Origin of the sequence: Phenylobacterium koreense (assembly GCF_040545335.1) — a bacterium.
Lineage (GTDB): Bacteria > Pseudomonadota > Alphaproteobacteria > Caulobacterales > Caulobacteraceae > Phenylobacterium > Phenylobacterium koreense.
The window spans coordinates 134,114-151,557 of sequence record NZ_JBEPLU010000003.1; the positions used below are offsets into that span (position 1 = coordinate 134,114).

Sequence of the window (17,444 nt, forward strand, 5' to 3'; positions counted from 1 at the left end):
CGATCCGAAAAGCAGGACGAACGGCAGCCTCGATTGCCCTCTTTCATTCCCTAACGTCATTATCCGAACACTGCTTGGATAACAGGGGGAGGAGGAATCGGTATGGACGTCGTCGCCATGAACGCCTTGCTGGCCAGGCAGAAGGCAGCGCATCTTCGGGACGGAGAGCCTTCCGCCCAGAAACGCATCGACCGCATCGACCGCGCGATCGCCCTATTGGTCGACCACAGCGCGGAGATCCAGGACGCGGTCAACGCCGACTTCGGCTCGCGCTCGCCCGAGGCCACCGCCTTCACTGACGTCGCCGGCTCGATCGGCCCGCTGAAACACGCCCGCGAGCACGTCGCCAAGTGGATGCGTCCTGAACGCCGCAAGCCAAGCCCGGCGATCCTCGGCCTCTTCGGCGCCAAGGCCGAGATCCGCTTCCAGCCCAAGGGCGTGGTCGGGATCATCAGCCCCTGGAACTTCCCGGTGAACCTGACCTTCGCGCCGCTGGCCGGGGTGCTGGCGGCCGGCAACCGGGCGATGATCAAGCCATCCGAGTTCACGCCGGCGACCTCCGAACTGATGGCGCGGATGTTCGCCAGCGCCTTCGACGACGAAGAGATCGCCGTCGTCACCGGCGGGGCCGAGATCGGCCAGGCCTTCTCCTCGCTGGCCTTCGACCACCTCATCTTCACCGGCGCCACCGCCATCGCCCGCCATGTCATGCGCGCCGCGGCCGAGAACCTGACGCCGGTGACGCTGGAACTGGGCGGCAAGAGCCCGGTGATCCTCGGCAAGTCGGCCGACATCTCCGTCGCCTCGGCGCGGATCATGAACGGCAAGACGCTTAACGCCGGCCAGATCTGCCTGGCCCCGGACTATGTGCTGACCCCGCGCGAGAGCCTGGAGCCCTTCGTCGCCGGCGCGCAGGCGGCCGTGGCGCAGATGTTCCCGACCATGAAGGACAATCCCGACTACACCGCCATCATCGCCCAGCGGCACTACGACCGGATCAAGGGCTATGTGGACGAGGCCCGCGCCAAGGGCGCCCGCGTGATCGAGCTAAAGCCCGAGGGCGAGGACCTCTCCCAGCAGGAGCATCGCAAGATCGCCCCGACCCTGATCATCGACCCCACCGACGACATGAAGGTCATGCAGGAGGAGATCTTCGGCCCGGTCCTGCCGGTGAAGACCTATGGCGGCATCGACGAGGCCATCGGTTACATCAACGGCCACGACCGTCCGCTGGGCCTCTACTATTTCGGCTCGGACAAGGCCGAGCAGGAGAAGGTGCTGGCCTCGACGACCTCAGGCGGGGTCACCGTCAACGACGTGATCTTCCACGTGGCCCAGGAGAACCTGCCCTTCGGCGGCGTCGGCCCCTCGGGCATGGGCGCCTATCACGGCCAGGACGGCTTCCGCGAGTTCAGCCACGCCAAGTCGATCTACACCCAGATCAAGGCGGACAAGCCGCTCCAGCAGATGCGCCCGCCCTTCGGGCCCGGCATCCGCAAGTACCTGGAGGCCCAGATCAAGCGTTAGCCCTGCGCCCAGTCCTCCTCGGGCAGCCGCCAGTAGACGCCGGACTCGCGCGCAAGCATCCGGTGGCCGATCATCTCGCGACGCAGGGTGGCGCTGTCCCAGTGGATTTTCTGGATGATCTCGTTGACCTCGGCCTCGGGATAGCGGCGTCCGTCCTCGAACCTTCGCGCCAGCCAGGCGAGGACCACGGCTCGCTTGCGGCGGCTGGAGGGGATGACCTTCAGCTTTCCAGCCTCGTCCACGAAGCCGGAAAGCACCTTGGCTTCCCAGCTCTCGGCCTTGGGGGTGATGGCGGCCATGCCGGACGGCTCGAGGAGCGCCCGGTTCATTCGCGCCAGGGCGTCGATGTCCAGCCAATGCCATCGCATGACCCCCTCGGCCCGGGCCCTCACCACGCCCAGCGCCTTCAAGGCCGCCAGATGATGCGAGACCGTCGGCTCCTTAAGATCAAGGAGTTCAGCCAGTTCCTGCACACTCCGCTCACGCGCGGCCAGCAGCCCGACGATTCTCAGACGGCTCTCGTTCGACATCGCCTTGAAGAAGGCGAGCAGAGTCTTGAGCTGGGTTTCCGACATGGCGCGCCCCTCATAGATGAGAGTCTAATTAGACCACCATCTAATAATTTGGCCACAAAAAACGCCGCCCCAGCAGGACGGCGTTCTCGTCGGCTTGACCGTCGCCTATTCGCCGGAGCGCAGTTGCTCGCGCGCCTGGGCCAGCAGTTCGTCCATCTTCATACGGACTTCGCCCTCGCTGATGGCGACGCCGGAGCCCTTCAGGTCTTCGAAGACCTTGCGCAGCACGTCTTCATCGCCGGGCAGTTCGAAGTCGGACTTCACCACTGCCTTGGCGTATTCGGCGACGCTGTCGGCGGACAGGCCCATCAGGCCCGCAGCCCATTCGCCCAGCAAGCGGTTGCGACGCGCCCCGGCCTTGAATTCTTGCTCCTGGTCGAGCTCGAACTTCTTTTCAAAGCCACGCTCGCGATCGTCGAAGGTCGTCATGTGTTCCCCAGTAGGCGGTCGGTCGGCGTTGCATATCCCTTGAGCCCGTCGCCCGCAACGTAAACACAACGGAAGTCGCCTGCGGCCTGGCGCCGTTTGCACCGCAGCGAGGCTTCGGCTAATTTCCCGCCCGCCTCATACGAGTGAGAAGGCCTTGCTTCGAAAACGCGCGCGTTGGGATCGGACCGCGCGCGCTTTTCGTTTTTCCGATGGCGGCCAAGCCCTCACTCTGGGAGAAGGCGTATATGACCACCCGCCGCAAGAAGATCTACGAAGGCAAGGCCAAGATCCTCTATGAGGGCCCCGAGCCCGGAACGCTCATCCAGTATTTCAAGGATGACGCCACCGCCTTCAACGACCAGAAGCGCGCCATCCTCGAAGGCAAGGGTGTCATCAACAACCGCATCAGCGAGTACGTGATGACCAAGCTGAACTCCATCGGGGTTCAGAATCACCTCATCCGCCGCCTGAACCTGCGCGAGCAACTGATCCGCGAGGTCGAGATCATCCCGCTCGAGGTCGTCTGCCGCAACGTCGCCGCCGGCAGCCTGTCGCAGCGCTTCGGCCTGCCCGAAGGCCAGCCGCTGCCGCGCTCGATCATCGAGTTCTACCTGAAGGACGACAAGCTGGGCGATCCGATGGTCGCCGAAGAGCACATCACCGCCTTCAACTGGGCCTCGACCCAGGAAATCGACGATATGATGGCCCTCACCCTGCGCGTGAACGATTTCCTGACCGGGCTTTTCGCCGGGGTCGGAATCACCCTGGTCGACTTCAAGGTCGAGTTCGGCCGCATCTATGAGAACGACTTCTCGCGCGTAATCCTCGCCGACGAGATCAGCCCCGATTCCTGCCGCCTCTGGGACAGCCAGACCAACGAGAAGCTGGACAAGGACCGCTTCGACCGCGACATGGGCGATGTCATCGAGGGCTACACCGAAGTCGCCCGTCGTCTCGGCATCATGAAAGAGATGCCCACCGTCATCCAAGGAGGCCTGCACTAGTGCGCGCGAAAGTTCATGTGTTCCTGAAGCCCGGCGTGCTGGATGTTCAGGGCAAGGCCGTCGAAAACGCGCTGCACGGCCTGGGCTGGCCGCAGGTCGACGGCGTGCGCGTCGGCAAGACCATCGAGTTCGACCTGAAGGACGCCAGCGACAAGGCCGCCGCCGAAGCCGAGGTCAAGCAGATGTGCGAACGCCTGCTCGCCAACACCGTCATCGAAAGCTACCGGATCGAGGTGGCGTGAGGGCGCTCGTCGCCCTCACCCTTCTCCTGACGCTGAGCGCCTGCGCGCCTGAGCCCGAGGCGGTCCAGCCGCGTCTGGCCCTGGACTGCAGCCTTTCCTACGACGCCCTGCGCGGCAAGATCCTGGCCGTGCCCGGCCTGACGGCGGCCCCGCAGGAGCGCGGCGAGCCCTATCGCTTCTACAATGTGGCAGGCGGCGGCGAGGCCTTCGTCTTCACGGAGGAAGGCGCGCCCGGCCACCCGGCGATCCTGAAGCAGGAAGCCGTCCTCGAAGGCGGCCGGAAGGTCATGAAGAACACAGGCTGCGCCTATGGCGACAAGGCCGGCTTCGACCAGGTCATGGCCTATCTGGAAAGCCTCAGCGCCCGCTGAGGATCGCCCGGCGAAGCCGATCAGGCTCCGCCGGGCCAAGCCCTCTTAGAAGCGCTTGGTGAGCTGGATCCCGAAGGTCCGCGGCTCGTTGACGAACGCCGTCAGGTTGTTGAAGTCGATGGCCCCAATGACGTTGGCCTCGTCGGTCATGTTGCGGACGTAGAGCGCCGCTTCCAGGCCGAGGTCCAGGTCACGCCAGCCGACGCGGGCGCCGCCCTCGAACGAGGTGTCCTGCATGAACTCGACCGACTCATAGAGGAACAGGTTGAAGTCCTTCTGCATGACCCAGTCGGTGGAGGCGAAGATCTGCGCCCCGCTGGCCAGGGTGCGGACGTAGTTCAGGGTCAGATTGGCGGTGTATTCCGGTGCCTGCGGGAACGGGTTGCCGTCGATGTTGGCGCGACGGGTCGCGCCGACGTTCACGATCGGATCGGTGACGGTGCAGGCCGCGCCGCAGAAGGCGACCAGCAGACCGTCGTCCTTGATCTCGGTGTGGTTCCAGGCAAAGCCGCCGGCCAGGCTGAAGCCCGCGCCGAGATAGACGTCGCCGTCCAGTTCGATGCCGTAGCCCTCGCCCTTGTCGGCGTTGATCAGCTGGTTGAAATTGCCTTCGCCGCCGATCGCCGTGAACTGCGGGTCGGAGACCTCGTAGATGTAGGCGGTGGCGTTGAAGCGGGCCCGGCCGTCCCACAGGCGCGACTTGAGGCCGGCTTCGTAGGACATCACGGTTTCGGAATCGGCGGTGGTCACCACGTTCGAGGTGGCGATGCGGCCCTGGATCGACGGGCCGCGATAGCCGTTGGCCACGCGGGCGAAGAGGTTCAGGTCGTCATTGACCTCGTAGAGCGCGCTGATGTCCCAGCTAACCTGCTCGTCGCCGACCTTCTCGGTCACGTCCAGCGGCGCGCCCAGGGTGCGCTGGCCACGGAAGTCGCGATTGTCATCGGTATAGCGCAGACCGGCGGTCAGCTTCAGGGCATCGGTGACCTGATAATTGCCCTGGCCGAACACCGACCAGGAGTCCGACTCCTGCACGATGTCGGTGACGATGGTCGGCGCAAGACCGCCCACACCGTTGAAGGTGGCCGAGATCAGGTTGAAGCGCTCTTCCCAGTAGAAGGCGCCGACCTGCCAACCGAACCGGCCGTCGCCGTTCGACGCCAGCCGCAGCTCGTAGGTGTCCTGGGTCAGGTCGCTGTCGAGGGTGCCGGTCTCGGAGTTGAACGGCGTCTTGTAGGGCGCGCCGGCCGGGGCCGAGGCCACGCCGCCGTCGATGTCGCCGTTGCCCTTGGAGGCGCCCCAGTAGGAGCCGACCACACCGGTCAGGGTCGCCGGGCCGAAGTCGTAGGCCATCTGCAGCGAGCCCGAGCGGGTTTCCTGCTTCTGGAAGTTGTTGCGGCCGCCGTCGTAATAGACGCGATCGCGATCGAAATTGGCGTTCAGCTCGTTCGAGCCCTTGGTCAGCACATTGGCGCGGTTCAGCGTGCCGGTGCCGTCATAGTCGCGGGCCTGCAGGGTCAGCAGGGCCGAGAAGCGGTCGGTCGGCTTCCAGGCCACGTGGACGCGGCCGGCGACGTCGTCGAAGTTGCCCAGGTCCTTGCCGTTACGATCGACGAACGGCGCGTCGTACATATTGTCGACCCAGTCGTCCCGATGGTTCCAGAGGCCGGCCACGCGCACCTGCAGGGTGTCGCTGAGGGGGATCGTGACGCCGGTCTCGGCGCGGACCGAACCCAGGTTGCCGACCGCGACGGAGCCGAATCCATTGAAGTCGTTGGTCGGCTTGACGGTGTCGATCTTGATCACGCCGGCCGGGGTGTTGCGGCCGAACAGGGTGCCCTGCGGCCCGCGCAGCACTTCGAGCTGCTGGACGTCGAACAGCGGGAAGCCCTTCAGGAAGACATTCTCCAGCACCACGTCGTCGAGCACGACAGAGACCGGCTGGGAGGCGTTGAAGTCGAAGTCCACGTTGCCGAGGCCGCGGATGTAGAAGCGCGGGGCGTAGCGGCCGTTCGAGCTTTCGACCTGCAGGCTGGGCACGCGCGCGGTCATCGACAGGATGTCGGCGCCGCCGGCGGCCACCTCGGCCATGGTCTCGTTGTTAACCGCGCTCACGGCGAACGGGACGTCGCGGATGTTCTCGCTGCGGCGCTGCGCGGTGACGACGATATCCTCAACGGTGACGGCGGTTTCCGGCGAGCTCGCCGACTGGGCCAGGGCGGGCGTGGAAACGAGGAGAGCCAGGCCACTCACCGAACAGGCAAGCGCGCCGAAACGACGTGTCATTTTGGAATTATCCCCAAGTACTGGAAGGCGAGCCCGCCCCTACGCTGCAGCGCAGCAAATCGCCAGTAGATAACCACGTCGCGCTATAGAATTTCGCCAGGTGAGCTCTTTCTGCATTAGTCGGCGCGCTCCACCGTCACGCCATTGCTCCTAGCGAAAAATGGTGAGATCAGGCGGACGTGCGCGACACTCCTGCTTCTCCCGACCGTCGTCTGTTCCTCGGAGCAACCGCCGCCGTCGCCGCGAGCCCGCTGCTGGCCGGCCTTTCGCCCCCTGTCGTCGGGCGCGTGCTGGCCATGTCCGACCTGCATTCGGCCTATGAGCGGAGCGGTCAGCTTCTCGCCGCACTTGAGGCGGAGGTCGCCAGCGGGCCGGCCCCCCACGTCATCGCCATCAACGGCGATATCTTCGAGCGCGGTAATGTCGCGGCCGTGCGCTCGGAAGGCGCCATCGACTGGGCGTTCATCGGCGAGGCGGCCAGGATCGCGCCGACCGTCGTCAATCTCGGCAACCACGACAACGACATCATCCCGGACCTTGCCGATGTCGTCGCCCGGCTCCGCGCCCTTGGCGTCACGGTCGTCAGCACCATCGTCGACGCCCGGACGAAGGCCCCCTACGCCTCTGCCACTGCCGTCGTGCCTCTGGGAACCCGCACCCTTAGGGTCGTCGGCATCGCCACGAACGCACTGAACACCTATCCGGCGGCCAGTCGTTCGACCCTGGACATCCCCGCCCCGGCCGAGTGGGCGCGCACGCACCTGCCGGCGGCGCTATCGGGCGCGGACGTGGCCATCGTGCTGAGCCACGCCGGCGTTGCGCCTGATCGGGAGATCCTGCCGCTGCTGCCAGCGGGCGTGCCGATGATAGGCGGCCACAATCACCTGCTGTTCCAGCATCGGCAGGGTGGAAACCTCTATGTCCACACCGGATCGTGGAGCAACGCCTACACGGCCATGACCATGTATGCGGACGGCTCCGCCGACGCGGTGTCCAAGGCGGTCGCCGTGAACGCCATGTCCTCGCCGCGTCTCGCGACCCTGATCCCCGGCATCCTCGCCGAGGCCCTGACGGATCAGGAGCGGACGATCCTGGGCGCCTCGCCCGCCGCGCTGTCTCTCGGCCAGACCGGACGCGCCGTCGCCGCAGCCATGGCCGCCGCGACGGGCGCCCATGCCGGCTTCATCGGCCATACAACTCTGGGAACGGGCCTTCCGGCAGGCCCGGTCTCTCGCCACGCCTTCGACGCCGTCGTGCGTTTCGAAGGAAAGTTTATGATCGCGGAGGTCTCTCGCGAGCGGCTGGCCGCCTTCATGGCTCGCTCGAACCAGGACCGCCCGATGCCGCTGGACCATCGGAACGGCGACTTCCTCTATGGCGACACGATCGCCCGCCGCGCCGGTCCCCTCGTCCGGATCGTGACCACCGACTGGTGCGCGTCCAACCAGGCCGAATATTTTGGCGTCTCCGACCTCGTATTCCGAGAGATTCCCGACTTGCGGCTCAAGCCGGTGGCCGCAAAGGCGCTTCTCACCGGCCAGTCCTGAACGCGATGACGCAGGCGCCTTGCATCGCCGCGCCATAGCGACATTTAGAGCAAACCCTGCTAGGAGCCGCGCCATGAAAGCCGCTGTCATCGTCTTCCCCGGTTCCAACTGCGATCGTGACTGCAAGGTCGCCGTCGAACGCTCCACCGGAGCGAAGGTCGACATGGTCTGGCACGCCGAGACCGAGCTGCCGCAGGGCCTGGACCTGATCGTGCTGCCCGGCGGCTTTTCCTATGGCGACTACCTTCGCTGCGCCGCCATCGCGACACTGTCGCCGGTCATGAGCGAGGTTCGCGCCGCCGCCGACCGCGGCGTCGCAGTCGTCGGCATCTGCAACGGCTTCCAGGTTCTGACCGAGGCCAAGATGCTTCCGGGCGCCCTGCTGCGGAACGAGAAGCTGAAATATGTCTGCAAGCCGGTGAGCCTCGAGGTCACCAACGCCCAGACCCGCTTCACCGCCGGCTATGCCGGCCGCCGGCAGGTCGAGATGACCGTGGGCAACGGCGAGGGCAACTACTTCGCCGACGAGGAGACGCTGGACCGGCTGGAGGGCGAGGGCCAGGTGGTCTTCCGCTATCTCGACAACCCGAACGGCTCCTCGCGCGACATCGCCGGCATCGTCAACAAGCAGGGCAATGTGATCGGCCTGATGCCGCACCCGGACCGCGCCTTCGAGACAGAGCTGGGTTCGGCCGACGGAGCGATCCTCTTCCAGAGCGCCCTGGCCAGCGCCTAGCCCGACCGAACAGGGCCGATAGGTTGGAGAAGTCCCGAACGGCCGCTCACCGGACGCCCGTTTAACGGCCGATCTGCCGGGACTTGCGACCGCTCCGGCGGAAACCGGTTAGCCGGACAAGCGTTTGCTATCTCGGGTCGCAAACTTTCAACCATGACCAATAGCGCGAACACTTCTGGCGCAGAGCGCGCGGCGATGCCCGCCCTAAACGGGGAATGGGCGATCAGCGAGGTCCAGTGCCGCAACCTCTTCCAGAACATTCGTGAAGGCTTCTTCGTCGGCGAGATCGTTCGCGACGACGCCGGGCGGCCGGTCGATTACGTCTTCCTCGAAGTCAACGACGCCTTCACGCGCCAGACAGATCTGAGCGCGGATGCGACCGTCGGCCGGCGCGTGACGGAAGCCATTCCCGGCATAGGGAACGACACTATCGAGACCTATGGCAGGGTCGTGGACAGCGGGCAGCCCGCCTCCTTCGAGATCGAGGTCTCCGCCCTGGGGCATCGATCGTATGAAGCGCGGGCGCACTCGCTTGGGTGCGACCGCTTCGCAGTCCTCTTTCTCGAGATCACCGAGCGCAAGCGTGTCGAGAAGGCGTTGGCCGAAAGCCGCGCCATGCTCTCGGACATCGTGGGGACGGTCGACCAGATCGTCTGGTCGGCGTTGCCGGACGGCCGCCACGACTTCTTCAATTCGCGATGGTACGAATTCACCGGCGCGCGCGCCGGCTCGAACGAGGAGGCGACGTGGGCCTCGCTGCGCCACCCCGATGACCGAGAGCAGGTGTCCGAACGCTGGCTCCGCAGCCTCGCTACTGGCGAGCCCTACGAAATCGAATATCGGCTGCTGCACCATTCCGGCCAGTACCGCTGGATCCTCGGCCGCGCCCACCCCGTCCGCAACGCTGCTGGCGAGATCATCCGCTGGATGGGGACGTTCACCGACATCGACGCCGCCAAACGTGCGGAAGCTGAGCTGCGGGAGAGCGAAGAGCAGTTCCGCACCATGGCCGAGGCCCTGCCGCAGCTCGTCTGGATGGCGGACGATCAGGGGCGCATCTATTGGTACAACCGCCGCTGGTACGAATACACCGGAGCCGCCCCGCAAGAGGCCGAGGGCTGGGGCTGGCGCAAGGCCGTCCACCCCGAGCACGCGGCCCGGGTCGCCGAAGGCGTTCAGCTTTCCGCAGAAACCGGGGAACCTTGGGAGGACACCTTCCCACTGCGCGGCGCGGACGGCGAATATCGCTGGTTCCTATCCCGCGCGACGCCGCTGCACGACGCGAGGGGCCGCATCACGCGCTGGTTCGGAGCCAGCACCGACATCACTGAGAAGCAGAAACTGGAGGAATTCCAGGCGCTTCTGATCCGCGAGATCAGTCATCGCGTGAAAAACAGCCTCGCACTGGTTTCGGCGCTGCTCGATCTCCAGGCCCGGAGCCTGGAGGGCGGCCTGCGCGCGGCCCTGGACGACGCGGCCTCGCGAGTGGGCGCGGTGGCGAGGGTCCACGATCAGCTCTTCCGGCAGGCGACCACGCGGGAGATCGACCTCAAGCCATTTCTCTCGAACCTGGCAGTCGCGATCGCGACCAGCGCGCCGGAACACGAGACGGTCATCGACGTGGAGCCGGCGATCGTGCCTGCCGACATCGCCGTGCCAATCGGATTGTTCGTCAACGAGCTCATCACCAACGCCTACAAATACGCCTACCCCGAGGGCGACGAAGGCGAGGTCCGAATAACGGGCGAGCGCACGGACGAGGAACACTACCGGCTCGCGGTTTCGGACTTGGGCGTCGGCCTTCCGAAGGGTTTCGACCTTGCTCGCGCCTATGAGAGCCTTGGGATGAGGATCATCACCACCCTGGCGAAACAGTTGGGGGGCGAACTGACGGCGGACTCGACCGAACCGGGCGCTCGGTTCGCCCTCGTGTTCCCGGTCAGGCCGGCCCCGCCCCTGGCGGCCTAGCTAGTCCTCTTCGTCGCCGGTCTCATCGCCGATAGCCTCGGTGACGAGCTTGCGCCAGACCGGATCGCTGTCGTCGACCAGATCGACATCCTCCAGCAAGGCCACAGCTCCCGCCCCATCCGGCAAGATCAGCCCGAGAACTTCCATGACCTCGCCGTCCGCGGTGGTGTGCGCCTCGGCCTGCACCGCGACCGCGGCCACCTCGCCGTCATCGTCCCACCAGATGACCGGCTGCGGCAGGTCCATCTCGATGGGGCGGGCGTCCTCAGTGTCGCCCAGCGCGAAGATTGCGGCTTTTGCCTGAACGTCTTCGAGTTGCGCAGCGGCCCCGGCGAAGGGCTTCAAGCGCGACCAGTCATCGACGTCATAGCCGCCGCCATCCAGGTCCTGGTCGTCGTCACGCATCCTCGATCTCCCGCCGCCGCCCGGCCACCCATGCCCGCAAGCCCGTGAGAATCCTAGGGGACGGGACAGATTTCACACCAGGAAAGGCGCGCCGTCCGCCCGCTGATGATTTGCAAGTCATTATCATGGACGTCAGCGCGGCTATCTGGCGCCCAACAAAAACTAACGCCTTAGGTTGCAGGTCATTGCATTCGGGCCGCTTCGGGTAACAAGGTTACTCAATCGTTAACTCGTCGGGCCCATCAGGGCCCCTGGGGAGGTACAGATGCATAAACTGCTCAGCGCAGTGTTAGCTGGGAGCGCCGTCGCCGCGCTCTCGCTCGGCGCCGCAAACGCCGCAGTCGTAGTCGATGGCTACACCTTGGACACCGGATCCTTCGGCGCTCAGACCGGAGTCCACTCGGCTGGCGCACAGACCGGACCAGTCGTCAACGCCTACGTCAATCAAGACAACTCGACCGTCACGTTCAGCACCACCTCTGGCGACCTGTCGGTCAACGGCTCTGGCGAAGCCATCATCGACGGCGATCCGCTGCTCGAGAACCTGACTGTCGATTTCCAGAAAGCCTGGGACAAGATCACCTTCAACCTGGAATCGCAGAAGGGGCCGGATGCTCCTGCGCAATCCGATTTCACGCTGCTGGTGAATGGTCTGGCGCTCTTCTCGGCGACCCCGAACGTGGGTGATGACCCCTGCACGTTCTGCATCGTCAACAACGGTGAGAACAAATTCACCGTCTCGGGGCCGGGCATCACCCAGCTTGCCTTCACCTTTGATCCTGCCATCGCCGACGGCAAGCAGTTCCGCGTCGAAGGCCTGAGCTCCGCAATTCCGGAACCCGCCACCTGGGCGATGATGATCATCGGGTTTGGCGGCGCCGGCGGGATGCTGCGGCTTTCGCGCAAACGTAGGCTTCTGGCGCTCTCCAACGCCTGAAGGTTGAACGAGCCCAACGAGAAGGCCCTGCCCGCCCCCCGCGGGCGGGGCTTTTTCAATTCGGCAAGACGAGCGCCGTTTTGCCCTGCCGTAGCGTCATGCCCTAAGCATGCTCCCTGACCAGGGAGGCGGCATGCAACACAGGATGGGACCGGGCGAGTTGCTCGATGCGAGCGGACGCCTCGTCGAGCGCGGCTGGGCCACGCAGGAGGTACGCCGATATGCACGCTCGGCGATCGGCGCGCCCCACGACGATCCGGCCATCAAGGAATGGGACTACTACGCCATCCTGACCCCGGACTTCGGCCTGGCCCTGACCGTCGCCGACAACGGCCACATGGGTTTCCTGGGCGCCTCCTGGATGGACTTCAAGGCAGGCGCATTCGTCAATGGCGGGGTGGGAACGCCCGCTCCCCACGGCGCCATGGACATGCCGCCCAGCGCGGATGCGGGGGATATCGGCCATGAGCATGCCGGGTTCCAGATCGCGTTCCGGCACGAGAAGGGGGGCCGCCGGCTGACGATCGACGCTCCCGGCTTCGACAAGGGCGCGGGCCTGTCGGGCGAGATATTCCTCACCCAACCGCCGATGGACCGCATGGTCATCGCCACGCCCTTCGCCGAGAACCCATTGGCCTTCTACTACAACCAGAAGGTCAACTGCATGCCGGCCCGCGGCCATGTCGACTATGCCGGGCGCAGGTACATATTCGAGCCATCGAGCGCCTTCGGCGTCCTCGACTGGGGGCGTGGCGTCTGGACCTTCGACAACACCTGGTATTGGGGGTCGGCTTCGGGCCGGCATGAGGGCAAGCCGTTCGGCTTCAACATCGGCTACGGCTTCGGGGACACTTCGGCGGCCAGCGAGAACGTGATCTTCCACGACGGGAAGGTCCACAAGCTCGTGGACGTCGCCTTCCACCTGCCGGAGGGCGGGTACGACACCGGCCCCTGGCGGTTCACCTCAAGCGACGGCCGCTTCGAAATGTCGTTCCAGCCCATCGTGGACCGTCACGCGGACTTCCGCCTGGGCGAGATCAGTTCGCTCCAGCATCAGGTGTTCGGGCGGTTCTCCGGAACCGCAGTGCTGGATGACGGGACGCGGCTTGCGATCAGGGACCTGATCGGCTTCGCCGAGCAGGTGCATAACCGCTGGTGAGCCAGCCTAGAGCGTGACAGCTTCAAGTGGATGCCGGTCTAAGCCTGCTGGTGCTTCAGCGGCATCAGCGCGACGAGGCTGATCAGGGCAGCCACGCCGAGGTAGACGCCGACCGGAACCAGCCCGCCCGTGGTGGAGATAGCCTGGGCGATCACCGGGGTCAGGCCGCCGCCGATGATGCCGCCCACATTGAAGGCCATCGAGGAGCCGGTGTAGCGCACGCGCGCCGGGAACAGCCCCGGCAAGAAGGCGCCCAGCGGACCATAGACGAAGCCCATGGTCAGAAGGGCGAGCGACAGGAACGCCCAGCAGCTCAGCAGCGTGCCGTTGGTCATCATCGGCGCCATCAGCGCCCCGACGGCCACCGCCATGAAGCAGCCGAAGATCAGCACCCGCCGCGGGGTGCTGGCGTCGGACCACCAGCCGGCCAGGACGATGCCCAGGGCCATGAAGCCGATGGCGCCCAGTTGCACGCCGAGGAAGGCTTCGCGTCCATAGTTCAGGACCGTGGTGCCGTAGCCCAGGGCGAAGGCGGTGGCGATGTAGAAGACCGCGAAACAGGCGACCACTGCGAAGGTTCCGGCCACGGTCGGCACGAGATGGCGCTTGAAGAGCTCGGCCAGCGGCACCTCGGAGGGCTTTTCCTCGGCCACCGCCTTGGCGAAGGCCGGAGTCTCAGTCAGCTTGAGCCGCACCCAAAGGCCGACGGCGACCAGCAGGGCGCTGCCCAGGAACGGCAGGCGCCAGCCCCAGGCCAGGAACTGCTCTGGGGTCAGCAGCACGCCGAGGATCAGGAAGAGGCCGTTGGCGGCGATGAAGCCCACCGGCGCGCCGAGTTGCGGGAACATGCCATAGCGCGCGCGCCAGCCAGGCGGCGCGTTCTCCACCGCCAGCAGGGCCGCTCCGCCCCATTCGCCGCCAAGGCCGAAGCCCTGGCCGAACCTCAGCAGGCACAGCAGGGCCGGCGCGAACCATCCGGCCTGCTCGTAGCTGGGCAGGAAGGAGATCGCTACGGTCGAGCCGCCCATCATCAACAGCGAGGCGACCAGGGTCGACTTGCGCCCAATCCTGTCGCCGAAGTGTCCGAAGACGATCGCGCCGAGGGGCCGGGCGAAGAACGCCACCGCCATGGTCGCGTATGAGGACAGGAGCTGCATCGCCGGCGAGGCGGCCGGAAAGAACATCGGCCCGAACACCAGCGAGGCGGCCGTGGCGTAGATGTAGAAATCGTAGAACTCCACCGCGGTCCCCACCAGGCTCGCGCCCAGCACCCGCCGCGCCGATGGCGCCCCCGACTTTACCGACATGCGTTTCCCCGACTGTTTGCGCCGGCTTCGCGCCTCGGGCCCATCAGGTCAACCCCCGGGCGGCGGTGGCGGCGCCTGACGCCGCGCCATCGAAAGGCCGCCCAACCCTGCGAAATCATGGGGACAAGCACGTCGCAGGATGGAACTGCGCATGGCGAGGCTCGTTTCTGGCGTGATTACCCGTGGCGGAGCGAGCCATGATTGCAGTGCAGGACGCAGACACCACGCGTAGCGAAGACATCAGTTATCGACTGCTCGTCGACGCGATCGCTGACTACGCGCTCTTCATGCTCGACCCCCTCGGCCAGGTCGCCAACTGGAACGCGGGCGCAGAACGCATCAAGGGCTACAACCGCAGCGAGATCATCGGCCGCCACTTCTCGCTGTTCTATACCGAGGAGGATCGCGCCACCGGCCTGCCGGCCCGCGCCCTTCGAACCGCCGCCTTCGAGGGCCGGTTCGAACACGAGGGCTGGCGGGTGCGCAAGGACGGCAGCCGCTTCTGGGCCCACGTCATCATCGATCCCGTCCGCGACCAGGAAGGCCGGATCATCGGCTTCGCCAAGATCACCCGCGACATCACTGAGCGCCGCGAGGCCCAGCTCGCCCTCGACGCCGCGCGCGAAGCCTTGGTGCAGTCCCAGAAGCTCGAAGCCGTCGGCCAGCTTACCGGCGGGGTGGCCCACGACTTCAACAACCTCCTGATGGCGATCATCGGCAGCCTGGAGCTGGTGCGAAAGCGCCTGCCGACTGATCCCAAGATCCTCCCGCTGCTGGACACGGCCCTGCAGGCGGCCGAGCGGGGAGCCACCCTCACCCAGCGCATGCTCGCCTTCGCCCGCAAGCAGACCCTGAAGTTCGAGGCCGTGGACCTGCGGACCCTGGTGGAGGGCGTGACGGGGCTGTTGGGCCAGGCCATGGGCCCGTCGATCATGATCAAGGCCGAGATCCCGCGCGACCTGCCGCGGGTCCATACCGATCCGGCCCAGTTGGAAACGGCGCTGCTCAATCTGGCTGTGAACGCCCGCGACGCCATGCCCCACGGCGGTGTGATCACCATTCGCGCCGACGCCGCGACGGTCGAGCCGGGCGCGACGTCGGGCCTGGCGCCCGGCGAATATGTCCGCCTCTCGGTGGCCGATTCCGGCCAGGGCATGGACGAGGAGACACTCACCAGGGCGATGGAGCCGTTCTTCACCACCAAAGGCGTGGGCAAGGGCACGGGGCTTGGGCTCTCGATGGTGCACGGCCTCGCCGAACAGAGCGGCGGGCGGCTGAACATCTCCAGCGCGATAGGCGAGGGCACCGTGGTCGAACTCTGGCAACCGAAGGCCGAGGCCGGCCTTCATCTGCGTGACGCCGGATCGCGCCTTCTCGAGCAGGTCGCGGTCGAGCCTCTGTCGATCCTGGCTGTGGACGACGACGACCTGGTGCTGCGCAGCACGATCGCCATGCTGGAGGACCTGGGCCACCAGGCGTTCGCCGCCAGTTCCGCGGACGAAGCCCTGACGCTTCTGGATCGCGAGGCGATCGACGTGGTGGTCACGGACTACGCCATGCCCAAGACCTCCGGTGTCCAGCTGGCTCAGGCGATACGCGCCCGCCGCCCGTCGGTGCCGGTGATCCTGGCCACCGGCTATGCGGACCTGGGCAGCGGCGTGGCCGATGACTTGCCGCGGCTTGCCAAGCCGTTCCTGCAGCACCAGTTGGCCGCAGCGATCGGCGCGCTGATGAGCGCGCGCCTGCACTGCCCCTGACGAGCCTTCCTTGATTTGGGCGCGGCCTTGGGCCAGATGGCGCGCATGTCCCTACGGATCGACCCGTTCCACGCGATTTCCGTCAGCGCCCTGGCTCATCGCCTGAAGGCGGAAGGCCGCTCGATCATCCATATGGAGTTCGGCCAACCCTCCACCGGCGCGCCCAGGGCAGCCATCGAGGCGGCGCACCATGTGCTCGACACCGATCCCATGGGCTATTGGGAGAGCCCGGCGCTGAAGGCGCGGATCGCACAGCACTATCAGGAATCCTACGGCGTCACGGTTTCGCCCGGCCAGCTCACCCTGACCTGCGGCGCCTCGCCGGCCCTGGTGCTGGCCCTGTCGTCGGCCTTTTCGCCGGGAGATCGCGTCGCCCTGGCCCGCCCCGGCTACGTCGCCTACCGCAACACGCTCAAGGCTCTGCACATAGAGCCGGTCGAACTGGCCTGCGGGGCCAATGAGCGCTTCCAGCTTTCGGCCGAACGGATCGCCGCACTCGATCCAGCCCCGGCCGGCGTCATCATCGCCAGTCCGGCCAACCCGACCGGCACCATCATCCCCGCCGCCGAGTTGGAGGCCATCGCCAGGGTCTGCCGCGAGCGCGGGATCAAGATCGTCTCGGACGAGATCTATCACGGTCTCTCGTATGTGGAGCCGGCCCGCTCGATGCTGGAGTTCGAGCCTAACGCCTTCGTCGTGAACTCGTTCTCGAAATATTTCAGCATGGCCGGCTGGCGGCTTGGCTGGCTGCTGTCGCCGCCGGACCATGTCCAGGCGGCCCACGCCTATATGGGCGCCCTGTTCCTGACCCCGCCGTCCCTGGCCCAACATGCCGCCTTGGCCGCCATGGATTCGCGCGAGGAGTTGGAGGGCCATCTGCAGGTCTATCGCGCCAACCGCGCCCTGCTGCTGGAGGCGCTGCCGCGGCTCGGCCTGGGAGCGATCGCGCCGCCGGACGGCGCCTTCTATATCTATGCCGACGTGGGCCACCTGACCGACGATAGCCTGACGTTCTGCAAGCGCCTGCTGCAGGACACCGGCGTCGCCACCGCGCCTGGCGTCGACTTCGATCCCGTCGAGGGCAAACGGTTCATCCGCATGTCGTTCGCGGTCTCGACGCCGGAAATCCAGGACGCCATCGCCCGGATGGAGCCCTGGTTCGCCCAGGCTGCGGGCAAGCCGGTCGTTTGAGAC

At 66.2% G+C, this 17,444-nt stretch carries 16 protein-coding genes; 11 read left to right on the top strand and 5 right to left on the bottom strand.

What is annotated here, in order from left to right; genetic code table 11:
- Nucleotides 1-102: 102 nt before the first annotated feature.
- Nucleotides 103-1,527: a coniferyl aldehyde dehydrogenase gene (locus ABID41_RS16685; RefSeq protein WP_354298182.1), complete on the top strand. Its 1,425-nt coding sequence runs from the start codon at nt 103-105 to the stop codon at nt 1,525-1,527.
- Here ABID41_RS16685 and ABID41_RS16690 read toward each other — a convergent pair.
- On the bottom strand, nt 1,524-2,102 hold the full coding sequence (locus tag ABID41_RS16690; protein WP_354298183.1) for a DUF2087 domain-containing protein: 579 nt from the start codon (nt 2,100-2,102) through the stop codon (nt 1,524-1,526). The genes ABID41_RS16685 and ABID41_RS16690 overlap by 4 nt on opposite strands.
- 105 nt (nt 2,103-2,207) lie before the next feature.
- Nucleotides 2,208-2,531, bottom strand: coding sequence for a DUF1476 domain-containing protein (locus ABID41_RS16695; RefSeq protein ID WP_331931770.1), 324 nt, complete (start codon nt 2,529-2,531; stop codon nt 2,208-2,210).
- A 245-nt stretch (nt 2,532-2,776) separates the two neighbouring features.
- Here ABID41_RS16695 and purC point away from each other — a divergent pair, with 245 nt between their 5' ends.
- The 3 genes from purC to ABID41_RS16710 are packed head-to-tail and all read left to right on the top strand — an operon-like array spanning nt 2,777 to nt 4,148.
- Nucleotides 2,777-3,535, top strand: a complete 759-nt coding sequence (gene purC / locus ABID41_RS16700) for a phosphoribosylaminoimidazolesuccinocarboxamide synthase (RefSeq protein WP_331931771.1) — start codon at nt 2,777-2,779, stop codon at nt 3,533-3,535.
- Nucleotides 3,535-3,777, top strand: a complete 243-nt coding sequence (gene purS / locus ABID41_RS16705; protein ID WP_331931772.1) for a phosphoribosylformylglycinamidine synthase subunit PurS — start codon at nt 3,535-3,537, stop codon at nt 3,775-3,777. Before purC ends, purS begins: the two co-directional genes overlap by 1 nt.
- Nucleotides 3,774-4,148 carry a hypothetical protein gene (locus ABID41_RS16710; RefSeq protein ID WP_331931773.1) on the top strand — a complete coding sequence of 125 codons (375 nt, stop codon included), beginning with the start codon at nt 3,774-3,776 and terminating at the stop codon, nt 4,146-4,148. Before purS ends, ABID41_RS16710 begins: the two co-directional genes overlap by 4 nt.
- 45 nt (nt 4,149-4,193) lie before the next feature.
- Here ABID41_RS16710 and ABID41_RS16715 read toward each other — a convergent pair whose 3' ends face one another.
- Nucleotides 4,194-6,434, bottom strand: coding sequence for a TonB-dependent receptor (locus ABID41_RS16715; protein WP_354298184.1), 2,241 nt, complete (start codon nt 6,432-6,434; stop codon nt 4,194-4,196).
- A gap of 179 nt (nt 6,435-6,613) precedes the next feature.
- On the opposite strand from ABID41_RS16715, the gene ABID41_RS16720 reads away from it, so the two are divergent.
- The 3 genes from ABID41_RS16720 to ABID41_RS16730 all read left to right on the top strand — a co-directional run bounded on the left by ABID41_RS16720 (nt 6,614) and on the right by ABID41_RS16730 (nt 10,685).
- The gene (locus tag ABID41_RS16720; RefSeq protein WP_354298185.1) at nt 6,614-7,981 is read left to right on the top strand and encodes a metallophosphoesterase; all 1,368 of its coding nucleotides are present in this window, start codon (nt 6,614-6,616) and stop codon (nt 7,979-7,981) included.
- A 73-nt stretch (nt 7,982-8,054) separates the two neighbouring features.
- A complete protein-coding gene (purQ, locus tag ABID41_RS16725; RefSeq protein ID WP_331931776.1) occupies nt 8,055-8,717 on the top strand; it encodes a phosphoribosylformylglycinamidine synthase subunit PurQ in 663 nt (220 codons plus the stop codon).
- 195 nt (nt 8,718-8,912) lie between these two features.
- Complete coding sequence (locus tag ABID41_RS16730) at nt 8,913-10,685, top strand: sensor histidine kinase (protein ID WP_354298186.1); 1,773 nt, start codon at nt 8,913-8,915, stop codon at nt 10,683-10,685.
- Here ABID41_RS16730 and ABID41_RS16735 read toward each other — a convergent pair whose 3' ends face one another.
- Nucleotides 10,686-11,090 (bottom strand): hypothetical protein, encoded by a 405-nt coding sequence (locus ABID41_RS16735; protein ID WP_331931778.1) that lies wholly within the window; start codon nt 11,088-11,090, stop codon nt 10,686-10,688.
- Between the two features lie 265 nt (nt 11,091-11,355).
- On the opposite strand from ABID41_RS16735, the gene ABID41_RS16740 reads away from it, so the two are divergent.
- Together ABID41_RS16740 and ABID41_RS16745 are read left to right on the top strand one after the other, a co-directional pair.
- Nucleotides 11,356-12,027: a PEPxxWA-CTERM sorting domain-containing protein gene (locus ABID41_RS16740; RefSeq protein ID WP_354298187.1), complete on the top strand. Its 672-nt coding sequence runs from the start codon at nt 11,356-11,358 to the stop codon at nt 12,025-12,027.
- A 133-nt stretch (nt 12,028-12,160) separates the two neighbouring features.
- A complete protein-coding gene (locus tag ABID41_RS16745; RefSeq protein ID WP_354298188.1) occupies nt 12,161-13,186 on the top strand; it encodes a DUF2804 domain-containing protein in 1,026 nt (341 codons plus the stop codon).
- A gap of 38 nt (nt 13,187-13,224) precedes the next feature.
- On the opposite strand, the gene ABID41_RS16750 is transcribed toward ABID41_RS16745, so the two are convergent.
- Nucleotides 13,225-14,493: an MFS transporter gene (locus ABID41_RS16750; protein WP_331931781.1), complete on the bottom strand. Its 1,269-nt coding sequence runs from the start codon at nt 14,491-14,493 to the stop codon at nt 13,225-13,227.
- A gap of 197 nt (nt 14,494-14,690) precedes the next feature.
- Here ABID41_RS16750 and ABID41_RS16755 point away from each other — a divergent pair, with 197 nt between their 5' ends.
- Nucleotides 14,691-16,250: a PAS domain-containing sensor histidine kinase gene (locus ABID41_RS16755; protein WP_354298189.1), complete on the top strand. Its 1,560-nt coding sequence runs from the start codon at nt 14,691-14,693 to the stop codon at nt 16,248-16,250.
- Nucleotides 16,251-16,295: 45 nt separating this feature from the next.
- On the top strand, nt 16,296-17,441 hold the full coding sequence (locus ABID41_RS16760; RefSeq protein WP_354298190.1) for a pyridoxal phosphate-dependent aminotransferase: 1,146 nt from the start codon (nt 16,296-16,298) through the stop codon (nt 17,439-17,441).
- The last annotated feature ends 3 nt before the right edge of the window (nt 17,442-17,444 follow it).